Source organism: Streptomyces rectiviolaceus, from assembly GCF_039533825.1.
GTDB lineage: Bacteria > Actinomycetota > Actinomycetes > Streptomycetales > Streptomycetaceae > Streptomyces > Streptomyces rectiviolaceus.
Window position 1 is genome coordinate 1 of record NZ_BAAAUG010000055.1, and the last position, 16,943, is coordinate 16,943.

General features: G+C 71.2%; 17 protein-coding genes and 1 pseudogene. 10 read left to right on the forward strand and 8 right to left on the reverse strand.

Annotation, left to right across the window (positions count from 1 at the left end; translation table 11 throughout):
- Window positions 1–227: 227 nt before the first annotated feature.
- Complete coding sequence (locus ABD378_RS17305; protein ID WP_344521817.1) at window positions 228–713, reverse strand: DUF3574 domain-containing protein; 486 nt, start codon at window positions 711–713, stop codon at window positions 228–230.
- A 235-nt stretch (window positions 714–948) separates the two neighbouring features.
- Between ABD378_RS17305 and ABD378_RS17310 the strand changes: the two genes are divergently transcribed.
- Window positions 949–2,010 (forward strand): phosphatidylinositol-specific phospholipase C domain-containing protein, encoded by a 1,062-nt coding sequence (locus tag ABD378_RS17310; protein ID WP_344521818.1) that lies wholly within the window; start codon window positions 949–951, stop codon window positions 2,008–2,010.
- Window positions 2,011–2,013: 3 nt separating this feature from the next.
- On the opposite strand, the gene ABD378_RS17315 is transcribed toward ABD378_RS17310, so the two are convergent.
- Window positions 2,014–2,511 carry a winged helix-turn-helix transcriptional regulator gene (locus ABD378_RS17315; RefSeq protein WP_344521819.1) on the reverse strand — a complete coding sequence of 166 codons (498 nt, stop codon included), beginning with the start codon at window positions 2,509–2,511 and terminating at the stop codon, window positions 2,014–2,016.
- Window positions 2,512–2,618: 107 nt separating this feature from the next.
- On the opposite strand from ABD378_RS17315, the gene ABD378_RS17320 reads away from it, so the two are divergent.
- On the forward strand, window positions 2,619–3,056 hold the full coding sequence (locus tag ABD378_RS17320) for a nuclear transport factor 2 family protein (protein WP_344521820.1): 438 nt from the start codon (window positions 2,619–2,621) through the stop codon (window positions 3,054–3,056).
- Window positions 3,057–3,058: 2 nt separating this feature from the next.
- Here ABD378_RS17320 and ABD378_RS17325 read toward each other — a convergent pair whose 3' ends face one another.
- A complete protein-coding gene (locus tag ABD378_RS17325) occupies window positions 3,059–4,015 on the reverse strand; it encodes an endonuclease/exonuclease/phosphatase family protein (protein WP_344521821.1) in 957 nt (318 codons plus the stop codon).
- A 106-nt stretch (window positions 4,016–4,121) separates the two neighbouring features.
- Between ABD378_RS17325 and ABD378_RS17330 the strand changes: the two genes are divergently transcribed.
- The 3 genes and pseudogenes from ABD378_RS17330 to ABD378_RS17340 form a co-directional block, all read left to right on the forward strand.
- Complete coding sequence (locus tag ABD378_RS17330; RefSeq protein WP_344521822.1) at window positions 4,122–5,483, forward strand: amidohydrolase; 1,362 nt, start codon at window positions 4,122–4,124, stop codon at window positions 5,481–5,483.
- 162 nt (window positions 5,484–5,645) lie between these two features.
- Window positions 5,646–6,353 carry a DUF899 domain-containing protein gene (locus tag ABD378_RS17335; RefSeq protein ID WP_344521823.1) on the forward strand — a complete coding sequence of 236 codons (708 nt, stop codon included), beginning with the start codon at window positions 5,646–5,648 and terminating at the stop codon, window positions 6,351–6,353.
- Between the two features lie 116 nt (window positions 6,354–6,469).
- Window positions 6,470–6,649 (forward strand): annotated as a pseudogene (locus ABD378_RS17340) (hypothetical protein); the annotation flags it as partial.
- 69 nt (window positions 6,650–6,718) lie between these two features.
- On the opposite strand, the gene ABD378_RS17345 reads toward ABD378_RS17340, so the two are convergent.
- Complete coding sequence (locus ABD378_RS17345) at window positions 6,719–8,539, reverse strand: ABC transporter ATP-binding protein (RefSeq protein WP_344521849.1); 1,821 nt, start codon at window positions 8,537–8,539, stop codon at window positions 6,719–6,721.
- A 294-nt stretch (window positions 8,540–8,833) separates the two neighbouring features.
- Between ABD378_RS17345 and ABD378_RS17350 the strand changes: the two genes are divergently transcribed.
- Genes ABD378_RS17350 through ABD378_RS17360 form a run of 3 tightly spaced genes read left to right on the forward strand, consistent with a single transcriptional unit; the run spans window position 8,834 to window position 11,993 of the window.
- Complete coding sequence (locus ABD378_RS17350) at window positions 8,834–9,838, forward strand: thiamine pyrophosphate-dependent dehydrogenase E1 component subunit alpha (protein WP_344521824.1); 1,005 nt, start codon at window positions 8,834–8,836, stop codon at window positions 9,836–9,838.
- Window positions 9,839–9,850: 12 nt separating this feature from the next.
- A complete protein-coding gene (locus ABD378_RS17355) occupies window positions 9,851–10,864 on the forward strand; it encodes an alpha-ketoacid dehydrogenase subunit beta (RefSeq protein WP_344521825.1) in 1,014 nt (337 codons plus the stop codon).
- 13 nt (window positions 10,865–10,877) lie between these two features.
- The gene (locus ABD378_RS17360; protein ID WP_344521826.1) at window positions 10,878–11,993 is read left to right on the forward strand and encodes an acetoin dehydrogenase dihydrolipoyllysine-residue acetyltransferase subunit; all 1,116 of its coding nucleotides are present in this window, start codon (window positions 10,878–10,880) and stop codon (window positions 11,991–11,993) included.
- Window positions 11,994–12,106: 113 nt separating this feature from the next.
- On the opposite strand, the gene ABD378_RS17365 is transcribed toward ABD378_RS17360, so the two are convergent.
- The gene (locus tag ABD378_RS17365) at window positions 12,107–12,559 is read right to left on the reverse strand and encodes a hypothetical protein (protein WP_344521827.1); all 453 of its coding nucleotides are present in this window, start codon (window positions 12,557–12,559) and stop codon (window positions 12,107–12,109) included.
- Between the two features lie 45 nt (window positions 12,560–12,604).
- On the reverse strand, window positions 12,605–12,973 hold the full coding sequence (locus ABD378_RS17370) for an ATP-binding protein (RefSeq protein ID WP_344521828.1): 369 nt from the start codon (window positions 12,971–12,973) through the stop codon (window positions 12,605–12,607).
- 263 nt (window positions 12,974–13,236) lie between these two features.
- Between ABD378_RS17370 and ABD378_RS17375 the strand changes: the two genes are divergently transcribed.
- Window positions 13,237–14,085, forward strand: coding sequence for a helix-turn-helix domain-containing protein (locus ABD378_RS17375; protein ID WP_344521829.1), 849 nt, complete (start codon window positions 13,237–13,239; stop codon window positions 14,083–14,085).
- A 93-nt stretch (window positions 14,086–14,178) separates the two neighbouring features.
- On the forward strand, window positions 14,179–14,394 hold the full coding sequence (locus tag ABD378_RS17380) for a DUF397 domain-containing protein (RefSeq protein WP_344521850.1): 216 nt from the start codon (window positions 14,179–14,181) through the stop codon (window positions 14,392–14,394).
- A 92-nt stretch (window positions 14,395–14,486) separates the two neighbouring features.
- Here ABD378_RS17380 and ABD378_RS17385 read toward each other — a convergent pair whose 3' ends face one another.
- Both ABD378_RS17385 and ABD378_RS17390 read right to left on the reverse strand, forming a co-directional pair.
- On the reverse strand, window positions 14,487–15,977 hold the full coding sequence (locus ABD378_RS17385; RefSeq protein WP_344521830.1) for a glutamate synthase subunit beta: 1,491 nt from the start codon (window positions 15,975–15,977) through the stop codon (window positions 14,487–14,489).
- A gap of 147 nt (window positions 15,978–16,124) precedes the next feature.
- Window positions 16,125–16,604 carry an anthrone oxygenase family protein gene (locus ABD378_RS17390; protein ID WP_344521831.1) on the reverse strand — a complete coding sequence of 160 codons (480 nt, stop codon included), beginning with the start codon at window positions 16,602–16,604 and terminating at the stop codon, window positions 16,125–16,127.
- Between the last annotated feature and the right edge of the window lie 339 nt (window positions 16,605–16,943).

A 16,943-nucleotide genomic window follows, 5' to 3' on the forward strand; every position in this document is an offset into this window, starting at 1 on the left:
CGAACTCCCCACCCTGGCGCGGCACTCCGCGGGCTCGGAGAAGGTGGCGGCCACCCTCGAACGCCTCGTCGACACCACGACCGCCTGCGCGGTGCACGTCGACGACACGGGGCGCCTGCCGCGGCGGCACGCGGAGCGCCTCGACGCCCTGCTCGCAGAGCTCACCGCGGTGGCGTGAACCCGAGCCCCGGCCCGGCAGGGCGGGGCAGGGCACGGCATGGCGCGTCTCAGAAGTCCACGCGCAGCCGGTCGTCGAGCCGCGCCACCGAGTCCTGCGCGTACTCCTTCACGTAGTCCTCGCGGATCTCCTCGACGAGCGCGTCGCGCTGGTGTGCCTGCGACGTCGGATACAGCAGGATCAGTTCGTACGAACGCTCACGCTCGATCTTGCCGTTCGAGTCCCGCCACTGGCCGCGCCCGTCCTGCACCGTGAGCCCGTCGGGGAACGACGGCGTCACCTCGTCGTCGATGAACTTCATGAACTGCTTGTCGGTCACATCGGGGCCGCCGTCGGGGCGTTCGGTCCCGAAGAGGAGGCGGGTCTCGGTGTAGGCCTCACCGCGCGACACCTGCGACGTGGTGGTCTTGCCGGGCGCGCGCGTGTCGGTGTCGAGCGAGGCGTACGCGGCCGGGGCGCCGACGGCGAGGACCGCGGTGGCGGCCACGGCCACGGCGAGACGGGTGCGGGAGACGGGGGAGAGGGTGAGGGCCATGAGGGCTGATCCCTTTCTACGGGGGCAGATCAGTGTCTACAGGCGGGTGGATCTCTGAGTACGTTGATCCATAACGGGCGCAGACGGTAGCGGACACGCCACGCTCCCCGCCGCCTCCCTCCCGTCCGCACGGCCGGATATCTCTCCTTGCCCGTAAGCCGCCGTCTTCCCTTCTGACACGCAACTCCCCTACGTTTCACGGGACTTGACCGGAGCGGTGGAGGGGACGGCTGGCATGAGGGCACATACCGGGACAGGCCTTGCCATGGCGGTCGCGGCGGCGGGCGCACTGGCGTTCGGAGCCGCGGGGTCCGCGAGCGGCACCGCCCTCGCCGCCGGCGATCCGGCACCGCAGTCGCCGTATGCGTCCACCACCGGCGTCGGCGTCCACAACGCCTACGAGAAGTCGAAGTACCCGTACTTCGCCGACGCGCTCGACTCCGGCGCCGGGATGCTCGAACTCGACGTATGGACCAACGTGTTCGGCAGCGGTTGGCGGGTCTCGCACAGCAACCCGGTCGGGAACGACAACAATTGCGAGAACGCCGCGAGTCCGGCCGAATTGCGTACCAAGCCGCGCAATCAGAGTCTCGCCGGATGCCTCGCGGACATGAAGAGCTGGCACGACGCCCACCCCGGCCACCGGCCCATCCTGGTCAAGGTCGAGCTGAAGGACGGGTTCCAGGGGAGGAACGGGCGCGGGCCCGCCGACCTCGACGCCCTCCTCAAGAGCAAGCTCGGCGACGCCGTCTACCGGCCCGGCGAGCTCACCGGAGGTCACGCCACCCTCGACGAGGCCGTACGGAGCGACGGCTGGCCCCAGCGCGGCGCCCTCGCGGGCAAGTTCATCGTCGAGCTGATCCCCGGCACCGTCGAGCAGGGCAACCCGGCCGACACCCTGTGGACCGACCGCGAGTACGCCACGCATCTGCGTGACCTCGCGGCGGCGGCGCGCATCGGCGATGCCGCGGCGTTCCCCGCCGTGCTCGGCGCGGAGGCGGGCGACCCGCGCGGGCGGTACGCGGACGCGGCGATCCGGCCCTGGTTCGTGCTGTTCGACGGCGACGCGTCCGCGTACGCGGGCGGCGCCATCGACACCAAGTGGTACGCCGACCGGCGCTATCTCGTCGTCATGTCCGACGCCCACAACGTCGCCCCGGCCATCGACTCCGTGAACCCGACCGAGGCCCAGGCCCGGGAGCGCGTCGCCCTGCTCGCGCGCGGCAACGCCAGCATCGTGTCGTCGGACTGGTACCCGCTGCCGGGCGTCCTCTCGACGGTGCTGCCGCGCGGCTGAGGCTCAGCCCTCGGCAAGCACCGTGTGCACCAGCGCCGTCCCCGGCGCCGTCCGCCCGCCGGGACCCGGCGTGTGCGTCACCGTCTCCGGCGTCAGCTCCCCACCGCAGTGCGCGCAGGTCACCCGGGGTTCGGCGGGGTGGCCGCAGGTGTCGTGGACGGGCAGCAGCGGCGGGCCGCCGCCGTCGGAGCGGTGGCGGTCGCCCCAGGTCATGAGGGTCAGCACGGTGCCGTAGAGCTCCCGGCCCGCGGGTGTGAGCACGTACTCGTGGCGCACCGGACGGTCCTGGTACGCCCGGCGCTCCACGACGCCCTCGGCGGTCAGGTGGTCGAGGCGGTCCGCCAGGATGTTCGTCGCGATGCCGAGGTCGGCACGGAGATCTTCGTAGCGGTTCAGGCCCAGGAAGAGGTCGCGCAGGATCAGCACCGTCCACTGGTCGGCCGTCACGGCCGCCGCGCGCGCCACCGAGCAGTGCATCCGGGCAAAGCGTTCGCCTCTCATGGGCCCACGGTACTCGCTTGTTGTTTGCAAGTTACCGGCCTAGGCTGACCGGAGACGGTCCCTTGCGAAATGCAAGGTACTCGGTCACGGTCACTGGAGGTGCCCCGATGTACCACGCCATCGTCCGCGCCAAGGTCCGAGCCCTCTGGCGCACCACCGGCGACGGCAGCGGCAACTACCACCCCGCCGTCGCCATGGCAGCCCCCGACCTGCGGTTCCGCTTCATCGGCGACAACATCCTCGGCGCCGAGCTGCACGGCCCGGAAGCCTTCGCCGACTGGTTCGAGAAGGCCAACCAGTGCTTCCCCGGCATGCGGCTCGGCCTCACCGACATGGTCGTCAAGGGCTGGCCCTGGAACACCACCGTCGTCGTCCGGCTGCGCATCGAGGCCACCCTCGCGGACGGCAGCGCGTACGAGAACGAGGGCATCCAGTGGGTCAGGATCCGCTGGGGGCGGATGGTCGAGGACACGGTCCTCGAGGACACACTGCGGCTCCAGCAGGCCTGGCGGCGCCAGGAGGCGGCGGCGAAAGCCGACGGCTGAGGCTAGCGCTCGATCCGTATCCACACCGGCGCGTGGTCCGAGCCCGTCGCGTTCCTCCGCTCCGCCGGATCCCCGTCCTCGACCGACGGCAGCGCGGTCGCCGTCGAGCCCGGCACGCCCGTGCCCGCCGCCGTGACCAGATTCAGCAGGCCGCGGCTCACCAGGGCGTGGTCGATCAGCTCCCGGCGCCCCGCGTGGATGCGGGAGTAGCGCTGTCCGGCCGGGATGAGCGGCGCCACGTTCCACAGGCGGCTCGCGTCGCCCTTGTCCGGCTGGTCGAAGCCGGGCGTGCCGATCTCCGACCCGGGCGGGCCGAGCAGGATCTGGGTCGTCGCCGCCGACACCTCGTCGTTCAGGTCGCCGAGCACGACGACATCGTGCTCGCGGCCGTCGCCCTTCAGGAGTCGGTCGGCCAGGGAGCGCACCAGCGTCGCCTCGGCCGAACGCCGGTACAGCGCGTACGCCCCATAGCGGGCCCGCTCGCCCTCGTCGCGCGGCTGGAACCGGCCGCCGCCGTACGAGAGCAGCTTCGACTTCAGATGGCAGACGGCCGCGTCGAAGACGAAGGCCCGCGTCGTCACCGTCACCGCGAGCACCCCGCGCCCCGCCCGCGCCACCGGCTTGCCCGCGTCGCTGACCTGCACCGGGCGCACCGACGCCGGGAAGCAGTCCTCGTCGGCGACGACGAACACCGGAAGCGAGGTGAGGAAGCCGACGCGGGTGCCGCGCTCGTCCGCGTGCTCCGAGAGAGTGGTGTGCCAGGTGCCATCGAGCATCCCGGCCAGATCCGCGAGGGCTTCCGGGTCGCCGACCTCCTGCACGGCGAGCACGCTCGGTTTCATCGCCTTGATCGTCGCCGCGAGCGAGGCCAATTTCGCCTCGTACGCGGCCTTGTCCTTGGGCCCGAACTTGCCGCCGGGCCGGTAGAGGTTCTCCAGGTTCCAAGTGCCGACGAGCATGACGGGCTCCAACTGTCCTCGCGTGGTGGGTGGGTTGACGTCAGCGTGCTCGCGAAACCGGCGACGCGACAGGGCACGGGATGCGCACTCCCCGTACCTTGAAGAGATGACGCCGCCTCCCGCGCACGGCCCCGCCGATCTCGTCATCACGGGCTGCACGGCCCTCGTCCACGACGAAGGGGGTCAGGTCGGATTCCTCGACGACGCGGCCGTCGTCGTACGAGATGGCCGCATCGACGCCGTCACCACCACCCCTGCCGTGGCCGGCCTGCAAGCCGTCGAGCGCATCGACGCACGCGGTCAGGCGGCCCTGCCGGGCCTGATCAACTGCCATACGCACACGCCGATGGTGGCCCTGCGCGGCATCGCCGAGGATCTGCCGGCGCACGAGTGGTTCAACGACTGGATCTGGCCCATCGAGTCCAATCTGACCGAGCGCGTCGTCGGGCTCGGCGCGCGGCTCGCCTGCGCCGAGATGATCCGGGGCGGGGTGACGACCTTCGCGGACCACTACTTCGCGATGGACACCGTCGCCGACGCCGTCACGCAGAGCGGTCTTCGCGCCAACCTCGGCGCTGCCTTCTTCTCCTCGCAGGGGCCCGAGGGCCGCGCCGCATCCCTGGAGTTCGCGCTGAGGCAGAGCGGCGCCGCCGACGGCCGCATCACCACCTCGCTCGCCCCGCACGCCCCCTACACCGTCGACGAGGCGGATCTCGCCGCGACCGCCGAACTCGCCCGCGAGCACGGCCTCATGGTCCATCTGCACGCCTCCGAGAACCGCGCCCAGACCGACAACAGCCTGGACCGCCACGGACTCACCCCCATCGAGATCCTGCACCGCGCGGGACTGCTCGACGTGGACGTCCTCATCGCGCACGGCACCGGCATCCTCGACCGGGACCTGCCCGTGCTGCGGCAGGGCACGGGCCGCATCGCCGTGGCGTCCGCGCCGCGTGGCTACCTCAAGTTCGGCTGGGACACCACCCCCGTGCGCGCCCTGCGCGAGATCGGCATCCCCGTCGGCCTGGCCACGGACGGCGCCGCGTCGAACAACACCCTGGACGTGTGGGAGTCCATGGCGCTCACCGCACTCGTGCAGAAGTCCACGCAGCGCGACCCGGCGTGGCTGACCGCGCGCCAGGCCCTCGACCACGCCACGCTGCAGAGCGCGCGGGCCGTCGGTCTTGGCGACGAGATCGGCAGCCTCGCGCCGGGCCGCCGCGCCGACATCGTCCTCGTCGACCTCGACGGGCCGCACACCCAGCCCGTGCACGACCTCGCGGCCACGCTCGTGCACAGCGCCCGCTCGGCGGACGTCACCACGACGATCGTCGACGGACGGATCCTGATGCGCGACCGGCGCCTGCTGACCCTCGATGTGCCGGGAATCGTCGAGGAGTTGGGCGCCGAACTGCCCGCCCTGATCGACCGCAGCCACGGGAAGCGGATCCAGGACTACGAGGGCTGAGGGCGGACTGCTCTCGCTTCCGGTGACGTTCTAGGTTCTCCGGGGTTTCCCAGATTCTTTGAAGTTTCTCCGCCGCGACCGATGAGTTCCGACGAGTCCGCAGGTCACCCCTCGGAGAAGCACGGATCCGAGGGGCGGGTCCGCAGGAGGGACTGAGGGGCCATGGGACTTCCCGGCATCGTCACGCGCGAGGAGTGGCTCGCCGCGCGCGAGGAACTGCTCGCCAAGGAGAAGGCGGAGACCCGGGCGCGTGACGCGCTCAACGCCGAGCGGCGTCGGCTGCCGATGGTCGAGATCGACAAGGAGTATCTGTTCGACGGTTCCGACGGCAAGGCGAGGCTGTTCGACCTCTTCGACGGGGACGCCCAACTGATCGTCTACCACTTCATGTTCGCCCCGGAGTGGGACGCGGGCTGCCGCAGCTGCTCGGCCTTCCTCGACCAGATCGGGCACCTCGCCCATCTGCGGGCCCGCAGCACGAACTTCATCGCCGTCTCCCGCGCGCCCTTCACCAAGATCCTGCCCTTCAAGGCACGGATGGGCTGGACGGTGCCGTGGTACTCCTCGAACGGCAGCGACTTCAACCAGGACTTCAACGCCACGGTCGCCACCGTCGGCGACGGCGAGGGCGGCGAGGGATCCTACGAGCAGCCGGGCCTCAGCTGCTTCCTGCGCGAAGGCGACCGCGTCTTCCACACGTACTCGACGTACGCCCGCGGCCTCGACTGGGTGGGCTCGTACTCCAGCCTCTTTGATCTCACCGCCCTTGGCCGGCAGGAGGAGTGGGAGGAGCCGAAGGGCCGGTCGGCGGCCATCGGGGCTCCGGCCGGCAGCAGCCGGGTGAGGTATCACGACGAGTACGAGATGTGAGGAACCGGTACAACCATGTGTCAGGTCGGTCACGTTGTGAGTCCTTTGTGCCCCTCAGTGCGTTCTACTCCGTGAGAGTCCGTGAGGACTGCCGACGGGGGAGCAGAAGGACGATGATGAACAGCCGAGTGGTACTGGAACGCTTTCCGGCCGGTGGGCCGCGAGGATCGTGGCCCGCGGAGGAGTTCGCGCGGGCCCGCCGTATGGAGGGGCAGCAGGCGGAGGTCGTGATGGACCTCGCCTCCGACGCCTTCCTGGTGATCGTGCGCAAGCCCGAAGTGAGCACGGTGAGCGCCGTGACCGACGTGGCCGAGGTGACCGACGTGACCGAAGTGGTCGCCGCCGCGTAGGCCCGAGCGCGCCCCTCAGCGCTCGGCGTGCCCGTTCGGTGAGGGAATCTTCGCCGTGAACTGGTCGGCCTGCAGGGCGTACAGCTCCGCGTAGACACCACCCGTCCGCAGGAGCTCGTCCGGCGTGCCCGACTCCACCAGGCGCCCTCCGTCCAGGACATGGACCAGATCCGCGTGGCGCACCGACGCCAGGCGGTGGGTGATGAGGATGACGGTCTGGCCCGTCCCGGCCAGGGCCCTGATCTTCTCGAAGACCTCCAGCTCGGCCCGGGCGTCGAGCGCCGCCGTCGGCTCGTCCACGATGAGGATGCTGCCGCGCCGGTACGCGGCGCGCGCGATGCCGAGCCGCTGCCACTGACCGCCCGACAGCTCGTGCCCACCGGTGAACGCGCGGGCCAGCAACGTGTCGAGCCCGCGCGGCAGATCGGCCACGACGTCCCCGGCGCCGGCCTCCCCGACCGCCGCGCCGATCCGCTCGTCCGTGAGAGCCACCGACGACCGGCCGATCGCGATGTTCACCCGCGCCGTGAACGGCCAGCGCTTGAAGTCCTGCGCCACCATCGCGATACGTTCCGCCAGTTGGTGCCGGTCCGCGGTCGCCGCGTCGACGTCGTCCCACAGGATCCGGCCGTCCTTCGGCGCGTACAGACCGGCGAGCAGCTTCACCAGGGTGGTCTTGCCGGAGCCGTTCTCGCCCACGAGGGCGACGATCTTCCCGGTCGGCAGGGTGAGCGAGACGTCGCTGAGCGCGTCCCTGCCCGAGGTCCCCGGATAGCGGAAGGTGACGTTCTCGAACCGTATCTCCCGTGGGTCCGGCGGCAGTTCGGCGCCGCCGACCGGGATCGCGCGCTGCGCGGCCTCCACGAAGAGCCGCTCCAGGTCGCCGACGAACAGGGCGTCCTCGTGCAGGGAGTTGATCTCCACGACGAGCGTGTCGAGATTGGACGCGCCGGTGCGGATCGCGATGACGGCGGTGCCCGCGACGGACAGCGCCATCGCCCCGGCGAGCAGTAGCCCGCCGAGCGTCGCGTACGTCGCCACGGTGGCGACGCCCGTCCACGCCGCCGCGATCAGACCCGTACGGGCGGCGAGCCGCGCCAGGCGCGCCTGCTCCTCCTCCGCCGCCTCCGACATGGACCGGAAGTGCCGCAGCAGGAAAGGACCCACGCCGTGCACCCGGATCTCCGGGGCGGCCCGCGCCTCCGTGAGCAGGCTGCCGATGAGGCGTCCCGCGCGGGCGTGCTGCACCCACGCGTGGAAGGAGACATAGCGGCGCCGGGCGATCGTCAGGGCGCTCCACGCGCTCGGCAGGGTCATGGTCACCAGGAGCGGAAGCAGCACCGGGTGCAGGACGGTCAGCACGCTCGCCGCCGCGATCAGCGAGATCATCGCGTTCACCACGCGCGTGGAGATGCCGATCATGCGGCGGGCCGACGCGGCTCCGTACTGCGCCGTGTCGAGCAGCTTGTGGAACGCGTCGTCCTCGATGGCCGCGAGCTCCACCGACGCGGCCCTCTCCAAGTACTGCTCGGTGGCGACGCGTTCGACCTTCGGCTCAAGGCGTCCTGTCGCGTACGTCGACGCCGCGCGCAGCAGCGCGGCCACGAACAGCACGCAGGCCACCGTCACCAGGGCGGGCGCGGCGCCGCGCATCCGGTCGGCGACCGGGGCGTCGGTCAGCAGGCGCCCCAGCACGCTGTTGACCGCGAGGAGGCTCACCGCCTGGGCGAGTCCGCGGCCCACCTCGGCGCCGATGACGATGCGGGCGGCCCGCCGGTCGGCCTGCCAGGCCAGCCGGAAGCTGGCGGCGAGGAGCGCGGGGAGCCGCTTGAGCATGGACCGGAACCCCAGCTGGAGGAAGGCCTCCTCGTGCTGGGCCCAGCCGGTGTCGTAGCGCAGGGGCCCGCCGAAGAGCAGCGACTCCGACTCCGATGTCCCGGCTCGTGCTTCTGAAGTCCCGTTCTCTTCAGGGGTGTTGCTCTGTTTGTGGTTCGTCTGCTTCTCCTTCTCCGTTTTGCGTACGTCCTGTGCGGGCTTGCAACCCCGGGCAACTGTTGCCGGTTCACCGAGCCCGCAGTGCCATACCCCATGCAGGCAACTCCGCACCCGCGCAGGCAAAGGAGTTCTTCCGTGACCGACACTCTCCGGACACCGCAAGTCCCCCATGAGCACGGCCTGGACGGGCCCGCACTGCTTGACGCGTACCGCACGATGCGTACGATCCGTGACTTCGAGGAGCGTCTGCACGAGGAGTTCGCGACCGGCGACATCCCCGGCTTCGTGCACTTGTACGCAGGTGAGGAGGCATCCGCCACCGGAGTCTGCGCCCACCTGGACGACGACCGCGACGTCATCGCCTCCACGCACCGGGGCCACGGTCACTGCATCGCCAAGCACGTCGACGTGAAGTCGATGATGGCCGAGATCTATGGACGTACGACCGGGTCGTGCCACGGCAAGGGCGGCTCCATGCACATCGCCGACCTCTCCAAGGGCATGCTCGGCGCCAACGGCATCGTCGGCGGCGGGCCGCCCCTCATCTGCGGCGCCGCGCTCGCCGCGAAGGTGCGCGGGGACGGCGGCGTCGGCGTGGCCTTCTTCGGGGACGGCGGCAGCAATCAGGGCACCACCCTCGAATCCCTGAACCTCGCGTCCGTCTGGCAGCTGCCCGCCGTCTTCGTCGCCGAGAACAACGGCTACGCGGAGGCCACTTCGGCCGAGTGGTCCGTCGGAGGCGGCTCCATCGCGGCCCGCGCGGCGGCCTTCGGCATGCCCGGGGTCACGGTCGACGGCTTCGACTTCTTCGCGGTGCACGAGGCGGCGGGCGAGGCGGTCGCCCGAGCGCGTTCGGGCGGCGGGCCCAGCCTCATCGAGGTCCAACTCACGCGCTACTACGGCCACTTCGAGGGCGACCAGCAGAAGTACCGGACGGACGAGGTGCGCCACGCCCGCGCCGAACTCGACTGCATCAAACGCTTCCGGGAGCGGGTCCGGGGCGAAGTCACGGTGGCTCAGCTCGACGCGATCGACACCGAGGTCGCCCGGCTGATCGACGAGGCCGTGTCGGAGGCCCAGGCGGCGCCCCTGCCGACCGGCGCGGATCTGGAGACCGACGTCTACATCTCGTACCTCTGAGGGGAGTCGACCGTGGCACGCAGCATCAGCTATCGCGAGGCGCTGGGCGAGGCACTGGCGCAGGAGATGGAGCGCGACCCCTCGGTCATCGTCATGGGCGAGGACAACGCGGGCGGCGCGGGCGCACCCGGCGAATCCGACGCCTGGGGAGGGGTGTTGGGCGTGACGAAGGGGCTCTACCCGCGCTTCCCCGGGCGGGTCCTCGACACCCCGATCTCGGAGTCGGCGTTCATCGGGGCGGCGATCGGCGCCGCGACGCGCGGCCTGCGGCCGGTCGCCGAGCTCATGTTCATCGACTTCATGGGGGTGTGCTTCGACCAGATCTTCAACCAGGCGGCGAAGTTCCGGTACATGTTCGGCGGCAAGGCCGTCACTCCCGTCGTCATCCGCGCCATGTACGGGGCCGGTCTTCGGGCGGCGGCCCAGCACTCGCAGGCCATGTACCCGGCGTTCACCGCCGTGCCGGGTCTGAAGGTCGTCCTGCCCTCATCCCCGTACGACGCGAAGGGTCTGATGATCCAGGCGATCAGGGACGACGACCCGGTGATCTTCTGCGAGCACAAGGCGATGTACGACGTGGTGGGCGAGGTCCCCGTCGAGAGCTACGCGATCCCCTTCGGCGAGGCGGGCATCGTGCGCGAGGGCCAGGACGTGACGATCGTGGCCCTCGGGCGGATGGTGAACGTGGCCTGCGACGCGGCGGACGGCCTGGCCTCGTCCGGGATGAGCTGCGAGGTCATCGACCCCCGCACGACAAGCCCGCTGGACGCCGACACGATCCTCGAGAGCGTCGCGGCCACCGGGCGCCTGGTCGTGGTCGACGAGGCGGGGCCGCGCTGCGGGATGGCCGCCGACGTCTCGGCGCTGGTCGCGCGCGAGGCGTTCGGGGCGCTGCGGGCGCCGATCGAGACGGTGACCGCGCCGCACACGCCGGTGCCGTTCAGTCCGACGCTCGAAGACCTCTATATGCCGGACGCCGCGCGGGTCGCCGCCGCGGTCAAGTCAGTCGTCGACTGGAAGCCGTGAGGAAACCGTGAGGATGCCGTTCATCGAGCGGGTCACCATGCCCAAGTGGGGCCTGTCCATGAAGACCGGAAAGATCACCGAGTGGATCGCGCAGGAGGGCGACGAGGTCGAGGAGGGTGACGATCTGGCGGAGATCGACACCGACAAGATCGCGGGCACGCTGGAGGCGTCACGCGGCGGCGTACTGCGGCGGATCGTCGCGGACGCGGGCGGTGAGGCGCCCGTCGGCTGTGTCATAGCGGTCATCGCCGGGCCGGACGTCCCGGAGGACGAGATCGAGCGGGTGGCCGCGGAGGCACGGGAGCAGCTGGCGCGCGGGGTGCCCGCGGAGGACGAGGGCAGCCCGGTGAGCGGCATCGCGGAGGTGGGCGGCAGGGCGCTCGCGTACGCGACGTCGGGCGGCGGCGCGGAGGAGGTCGTCCTGGTGCACGGGTTCGGCGGCGACAAGAACTCCTGGCTCTTCGTGCAGGAGCCCCTCGCCGCACGGCACACGGTGTACGCGCTCGATCTGCCGGGTCACGGGGAGTCCGGCAAGGAGGTGGGGGACGGCAGCCTGGCCTCGCTGGCGACGGCCGTCACGGGCTTCCTCGACGCGCTCGGCATCGAGCGGGCGCATCTGGTGGGGCATTCGCTGGGGGGTGCGGTGGTCACGGCGGTGGCGGCGGGGGTTCCCGACCGGGTCGGCTCACTGACGCTGATCGCACCCGCCGGGTACGGCCCTGATGTGGACGCCTCCTACCTGCGGGGCTTCGCGGAGGCGGGGACACGGCGCGAACTCCGTCCGCACCTGCGCAAGCTCTTCGCCGACGAGGGACTCGTGACCCGGCAGCTGGTGGACGACCTCCTGAAGTACAAGCGCCTGGACGGCGTCGACGCGGCGCTCCGCACGCTCCTGCCGACGCTGGTGGCCCCGGACGGCGGAGCGGCCCTTGACGTGAGTTCCCTGCTGCCTCGGGGCGTGCGGACGGTGGCCGTGTGGGGCGGGGCCGATCAGGTGATCCCGGCGTCCAATGCGGCGTCCCTGGAGGGGAGGGCCGCCGTCCGCGTGATCGAGGGGGTGGGCCACATGGCGCAGATGGAGGCGCCGAGCGAGGTCGTCGCAGCGGTGGAGGCCGCGGTGGAGGGGTGAGGGGACGGGGCGGCGCCCGGGGGATTTCCAGCCCGTCCGGCGTTTGAGGACGAACTCGGCGGAGCCGGTGATGAGGGCAACCAAGGCCAGGCGCAGCAGGGAACCGCCGGAGGCTACGCCCGTACGGCCCGAGACCACCCCGGCGTAGCCCCCGTGGCCGTGCACCAGGCCAGATACAGCGGAATCGGCGGCGTATAGGGAACCTCGCCCCCAGAGGGGCTGTGGATCAAGGAGGGAGCGCGCCGGGCCCCCGGCACCACGGCCCCCGCGGCGTAATACGCGGGGGAGGGCCACTCGAGCGCCACGTCGGAGTCCGCCGGCACGATCCACCACCACCGCGCCGCGTCCACGTCCTCGTACACACACCCCACACGAGGCAGCCGCGCCATCAGCCGGGGCCCGAACCGCGAAGGGACCGAGACCGCGTCACACCCCAGAGGCTGCGACATTCCCTCCGGGACGGCGAGCCGCGTCGGCGGCGTCGGAGTGACGGCGGCAGCCCGTCTCCGTTCGAGGCGGACCAGCGTGTCCAGATCCAACAGCCGCCGCACCGTCACCGCGCTCACACGCCCCCTGCCCACGTCGTTCCCACGCCCGCACCCTCAGTCACGTCAGGCCCGCAGTTCCGCCCATACGGTGAGGCCGGCCCCGGGACCCTCGTCCCGCACACCCCACGCGCAGCTCACCGCCTCCACGAGGAGCAGCCCCCTCCCGTGCTCGTCATCAGCGTCGGGCCCGTCCTGGGCGGGCCGCGGAACACCTGATCCGTATCCGTCGTCACGCACAGCTATGCGCAGGGTCCCGGGGCTTGTGCAGAGCTCGCAGACGATCCGGTGGCTCGCGGTGTGCACGATCGCGTTGGTTACCAGCTCGGACACCACGAGGGCCGCGGCGTCGCGGGCGTCCTCGCCGATGTCCCAGCCCAGGAGCTGGGCCTTCGCCAGCCGTCTGGCCTGCGCGGCGGAGCCCGGCCGTGGCACGAGCGCGAAGCTGACGCAGAGCTCGGAACCGCTCTCGACCCACGCGTCGGCAGTAATGCCAACAGGGGCCTCGGCGGCAGCTGTGTGTAACGGCGCGGGCGGAGTCACGCCATCCACTATCGCCCCGCCGGGAACACCTTGGCAAGACCCACTCTGAAAAGTGCACAGTGGCGTGTTCCTTCCGGACGGCACATGGCACACTGCTGGCAACGGCTCCAGGTGCGGAGTGAATTGGCATTACATGGAGTACGTGGAGGTAGGACGTGAGCGAACCGCGGTCCGCGCCGACCGTCGGCCAGGTCGTCCTAGGCCGTCGTTTGCAGGACCTGCGTGAGCGCGCCGGCCTCAAACGAGAGGAGGCGGCGCGGATCCTTCGCGTCGCCCCCGCCACGGTCCGTCGCATGGAGATGGCCGAGGTCGCGCTGAAGATCCCGTATCTCCAACTGCTCCTGAAGTCGTACGGCGTCGCCGACGACGAGGCCGACGCCTTCGTGACGCTCGCCGAGGAGGCGAACAAGCCGGGCTGGTGGCAGCGGTTCCACGACATCCTGCCGGGCTGGTTCAGCATGTACGTCAGCCTTGAGGGGGCAGCCAGCCTCATCAGGTCCTACGAACCGCACTTCGTGCCCGGCCTGCTGCAGACCGAGGAGTACGCGCGCGGTGTGATGCGCTCCGGGGCGATCGGCCAGACCCGCCCCGAGGACATCGAGCGGTACGTGGCGCTGCGGATGGAGCGCCAGTCGCTGCTCACCCGCGAGGACGCGCCACGGGTCTGGATCGTGATGGACGAGACCGCCCTGCGCAGACCCGTGGGCGGTCCCGATGTGATGCGCGAGCAGATCGACAAGCTGCTCGAAGCCGTCGAACTTCCTCATGTGACGTTGCAGATCGCGCCGTTCGCGGCGGGCACGTACGGACCGTTCGTGCTCTTCCGCTTCGCCATGGCGGAGTTGCCGGACATGGTCTACAGCGAGTACCTGACCGGCGCCGTCTATCTGGACGCGCGCACCGAGGTGGCCACCCACCTCGAGGTCATGGACCGCATGGCGGCGCAAGCCGCGACGGCACATCGCACAAAGGAGCTCCTCCGGGACCTCCGCAAGGAGCTGTGAATGGATCGACACCGAGCCGGCACGCGACCCGGGGGCAAACCCGGAGCCTCGTCCCGCCCCGAGTCCCGGGACGACTCCCGGATCTACAACGGCATGCCCGCCCGCGAACTCGGCAGCGAGGGCTGGCACAAGCCGTGGAGCGGCGGCAACGGCGGCAATTGCCTGGAGGCCATGAAGCTGGCCGACGGCCGCGTCGCCGTCCGTCAGTCGGCGGATCCGGACGGCCCGGCTCTGATCTACACGCACGGTGAGATCGACGCGTTCATCCAGGGGGCGAAGGCGGGGGACGCCGACTTCCTCCTGTCGTGAGCCCGTCGTGGGCTCGCGCGTGGTGAGTCGCCGCCCGTGCGGGGCGGGGGCTCACAGTCACGACCACATCCTGCGCGGGGCGTCGGGCCGTCTCACACGGTCATCGGCCGGTCGTACGGCCTGATCGGCGCCGCGAGCTGGGTCGCGCCCGTCAGCCACCGGTCCACCGCGGCGGCGGTCGCGCGGCCCTCGGCGATGGCCCACACGACCAGTGACTGGCCGCGGGCCGCGTCGCCGGTCGCGAAGACGCCCGGCACGTTCGTCGCGAAGCCCGCGTCCCGGGCGAGGTTGCCGCGGTCGTCGACGTCCAGGCCCAGCTGGTCGATCAGGCCGCCCGCCGTACGCTCGGGCCCCGAGAAGCCGAGCGCGAGCAGCACCAGATCGGCGGGGAGCTCACGGGCGGTGCCGGGGCGCGGGCGGCGGTCCGCGTCGACCTCGGTCAGATGCAGGGCGCGTACCCGGCCCGCCGCGTCGCCGGTGAAGTGCAGGGTGGACGCGGCGAACAGGCGCGCGTCGGCGTCCGCCGCGGGAGCGGTGCGCAGCTCGCCCGCCTCCTCGTGCGCGACGGAGAGCCGGTAGACCTTCGGGTACGTCGGCCAGGGCTCGGCCAGTTCGTCGCGTACGTCGCCGGGCCGTTCGTAGATGTCCAACTGCGTGACGGAGGCGGCCCCTTCGCGCACCGCCGTGCCCAGGCAGTCCGCACCGGTGTCCCCGCCGCCGACGATCACGACGTGCCTGCCCGCGGCGGACAGCGGAGAGGCGTCGAGGTCTCCCTCGCACACGCGATTGGCGAGCGGGAGATACTCCATGGCCTGCTGGATCCCGCTCAACTCGCGTCCCTGAACGTCCAGTTCACGCCATGCGGTGGCCCCGACGGCGAGTACCACCGCGTCGTGCCGGGCCCGCAGCTCCGCGGCGCCGATGTCCCGCCCGATCGCGACGGACGTACGGAAGATGGTGCCCTCGTCCCGCATCTGCGCGAGCCGCCGCTCCACGTGGTGCTTCTCCATCTTGAACGCGGGGATTCCGTATCGCAGGAGCCCGCCCGCGCGGTCCTCGCGCTCGTACACGGCCACCGTGTGCCCGGCCCGCGTCAGCTGCTGGGCGGCGGCGAGTCCGGCCGGGCCGGAGCCGACGACCGCGACGGTCCTGCCGGAGTGCCGGTCCGGGGGTCGTGGCGGGTTGAGGCCGTCCGCCCAGGACCGGTCGGCGATGGCCACCTCGACGTTCTTGATGGTCACCGCGGGCTGGTTGATCGCGAGGACGCAGCCTGCCTCGCAAGGCGCGGGGCAGAGGCGGCCGGTGAACTCGGGGAAGTTGTTCGTGGCGTGCAGCCGGTCCGCCGCCGCGCTCCAGTCGGCGCGCGAGACGAGTTCGTTCCACTCGGGGATCAGATTGCCCAGCGGGCAGGCGTCGTGGCAGAAGGGGATGCCGCAGTCCATGCAGCGGTCGGCCTGCCGCTCGACGATGGGCAGCAGTGCGCCGGGGACGTACACCTCGTCCCAGTCCTTGACCCGTTCACCGACGGGCCGGCGCGGCCATTCCTGGCGGGCGGTGGTGAGGAAGCCTTTGGGGTCGGCCATGGCCGTCTCCCTCGCGTGCCTTCTCGCGAGCTCTCTCGCGTGTTTCGCGGGCTTTCCGCCACTGTACGTCGGGTGGGCGGGCGCGGCACGTGCTCGGGGGCCTGGGGGCGGGGCGGGACGGGGCGTGATGGGGCGGATCAAGTCACGTCACGTGAGGGCGAGGATGAAGGATGCCGACGCGGCCAGCGAGGCCCCGACCCGGATGTGGTTCCACATGGTCCATTCACTGACGTACGTACGCCAGTGATCCGCGCTCTCCGGTGCCTGCGGGTCGAGCTTGGCGAGGGCGTCGTTGCGGGGGACGTTCGCGGCGATGGTCACCCCGAACGACCCGAACAGATACAGCGCGCTGCCCAGCAGCAGCTCGACGGTGCCCTCGTCGGGCCAGAGCACGAAGGTGACGACGGCGACGACGGCGCTGAGGCCGGCGGCGCCCATGAACACGGTCATGAAGCCTGCGGTGAGCGCCTTGACGTTGATCGACTGCATCGCGGCGATGCCTTGCGCCGGGGGCAGCGCGGCCAGGCCCTGCATCACGAACGTCGAGAACGCGACGAACGCTCCTGCGACCAGGCCGCAGGCGAGTGCGCCCAGTACGACGAGCACGAAGTACGGTCCCTCGATCATGGCAACTCCCGCGTTCGGTAAGGCAGCCGTCAGGTGAGCGAGCCGCAGTGATCCTCCATGGAGCGGCCCCGCACCACAAGTGAATTGCCCTTACCGGGTGGGGGGCCATGCGTGGGGCGCGCGGGCGCATACGCGGGGGTCTGGCCGGGGGGCCTTGGGGGGTTCGCTTTCCGCCTGCTTCGCGGCGGATCTCTCCCGCCCACCCGCCCGATCACCCCGTGTCGAGGGGTGGGCGAACGGGCGGGCCGTCCCAGCCCGGGGAGGGTCGTTCGCTTTCCGCCGTCGGTGGCTGCCCTCTCCCGCCCACCCGCCCGATTACCCTGCGGGGCAGTCGGGTGG

Bases quoted from the DNA above. Each gene is read 5' to 3' on its own strand.
- ABD378_RS17315 (WP_344521819.1), bottom strand. From the start codon at position 2,511: ATGAGAGGCGAACGCTTTGCCCGGATGCACTGCTCGGTGGCGCGCGCG.
- ABD378_RS17390 (WP_344521831.1), bottom strand. From the start codon at position 16,604: ATGATCGAGGGACCGTACTTCGTGCTCGTCGTACTGGGCGCACTCGCC.
- ABD378_RS17360 (WP_344521826.1), top strand. From the start codon at position 10,878: ATGCCGTTCATCGAGCGGGTCACCATGCCCAAGTGGGGCCTGTCCATG.
- ABD378_RS17335 (WP_344521823.1), top strand. From the start codon at position 5,646: ATGGGACTTCCCGGCATCGTCACGCGCGAGGAGTGGCTCGCCGCGCGC.
- ABD378_RS17325 (WP_344521821.1), bottom strand. From the start codon at position 4,015: ATGCTCGTCGGCACTTGGAACCTGGAGAACCTCTACCGGCCCGGCGGC.
- ABD378_RS17305 (WP_344521817.1), bottom strand. From the start codon at position 713: ATGGCCCTCACCCTCTCCCCCGTCTCCCGCACCCGTCTCGCCGTGGCC.
- ABD378_RS17310 (WP_344521818.1), top strand. From the start codon at position 949: ATGAGGGCACATACCGGGACAGGCCTTGCCATGGCGGTCGCGGCGGCG.
- ABD378_RS17385 (WP_344521830.1), bottom strand. From the start codon at position 15,977: ATGGCCGACCCCAAAGGCTTCCTCACCACCGCCCGCCAGGAATGGCCG.
- ABD378_RS17380 (WP_344521850.1), top strand. From the start codon at position 14,179: ATGCCCGCCCGCGAACTCGGCAGCGAGGGCTGGCACAAGCCGTGGAGC.
- ABD378_RS17345 (WP_344521849.1), bottom strand. From the start codon at position 8,539: ATGCTCAAGCGGCTCCCCGCGCTCCTCGCCGCCAGCTTCCGGCTGGCC.
- ABD378_RS17330 (WP_344521822.1), top strand. From the start codon at position 4,122: ATGACGCCGCCTCCCGCGCACGGCCCCGCCGATCTCGTCATCACGGGC.
- ABD378_RS17320 (WP_344521820.1), top strand. From the start codon at position 2,619: ATGTACCACGCCATCGTCCGCGCCAAGGTCCGAGCCCTCTGGCGCACC.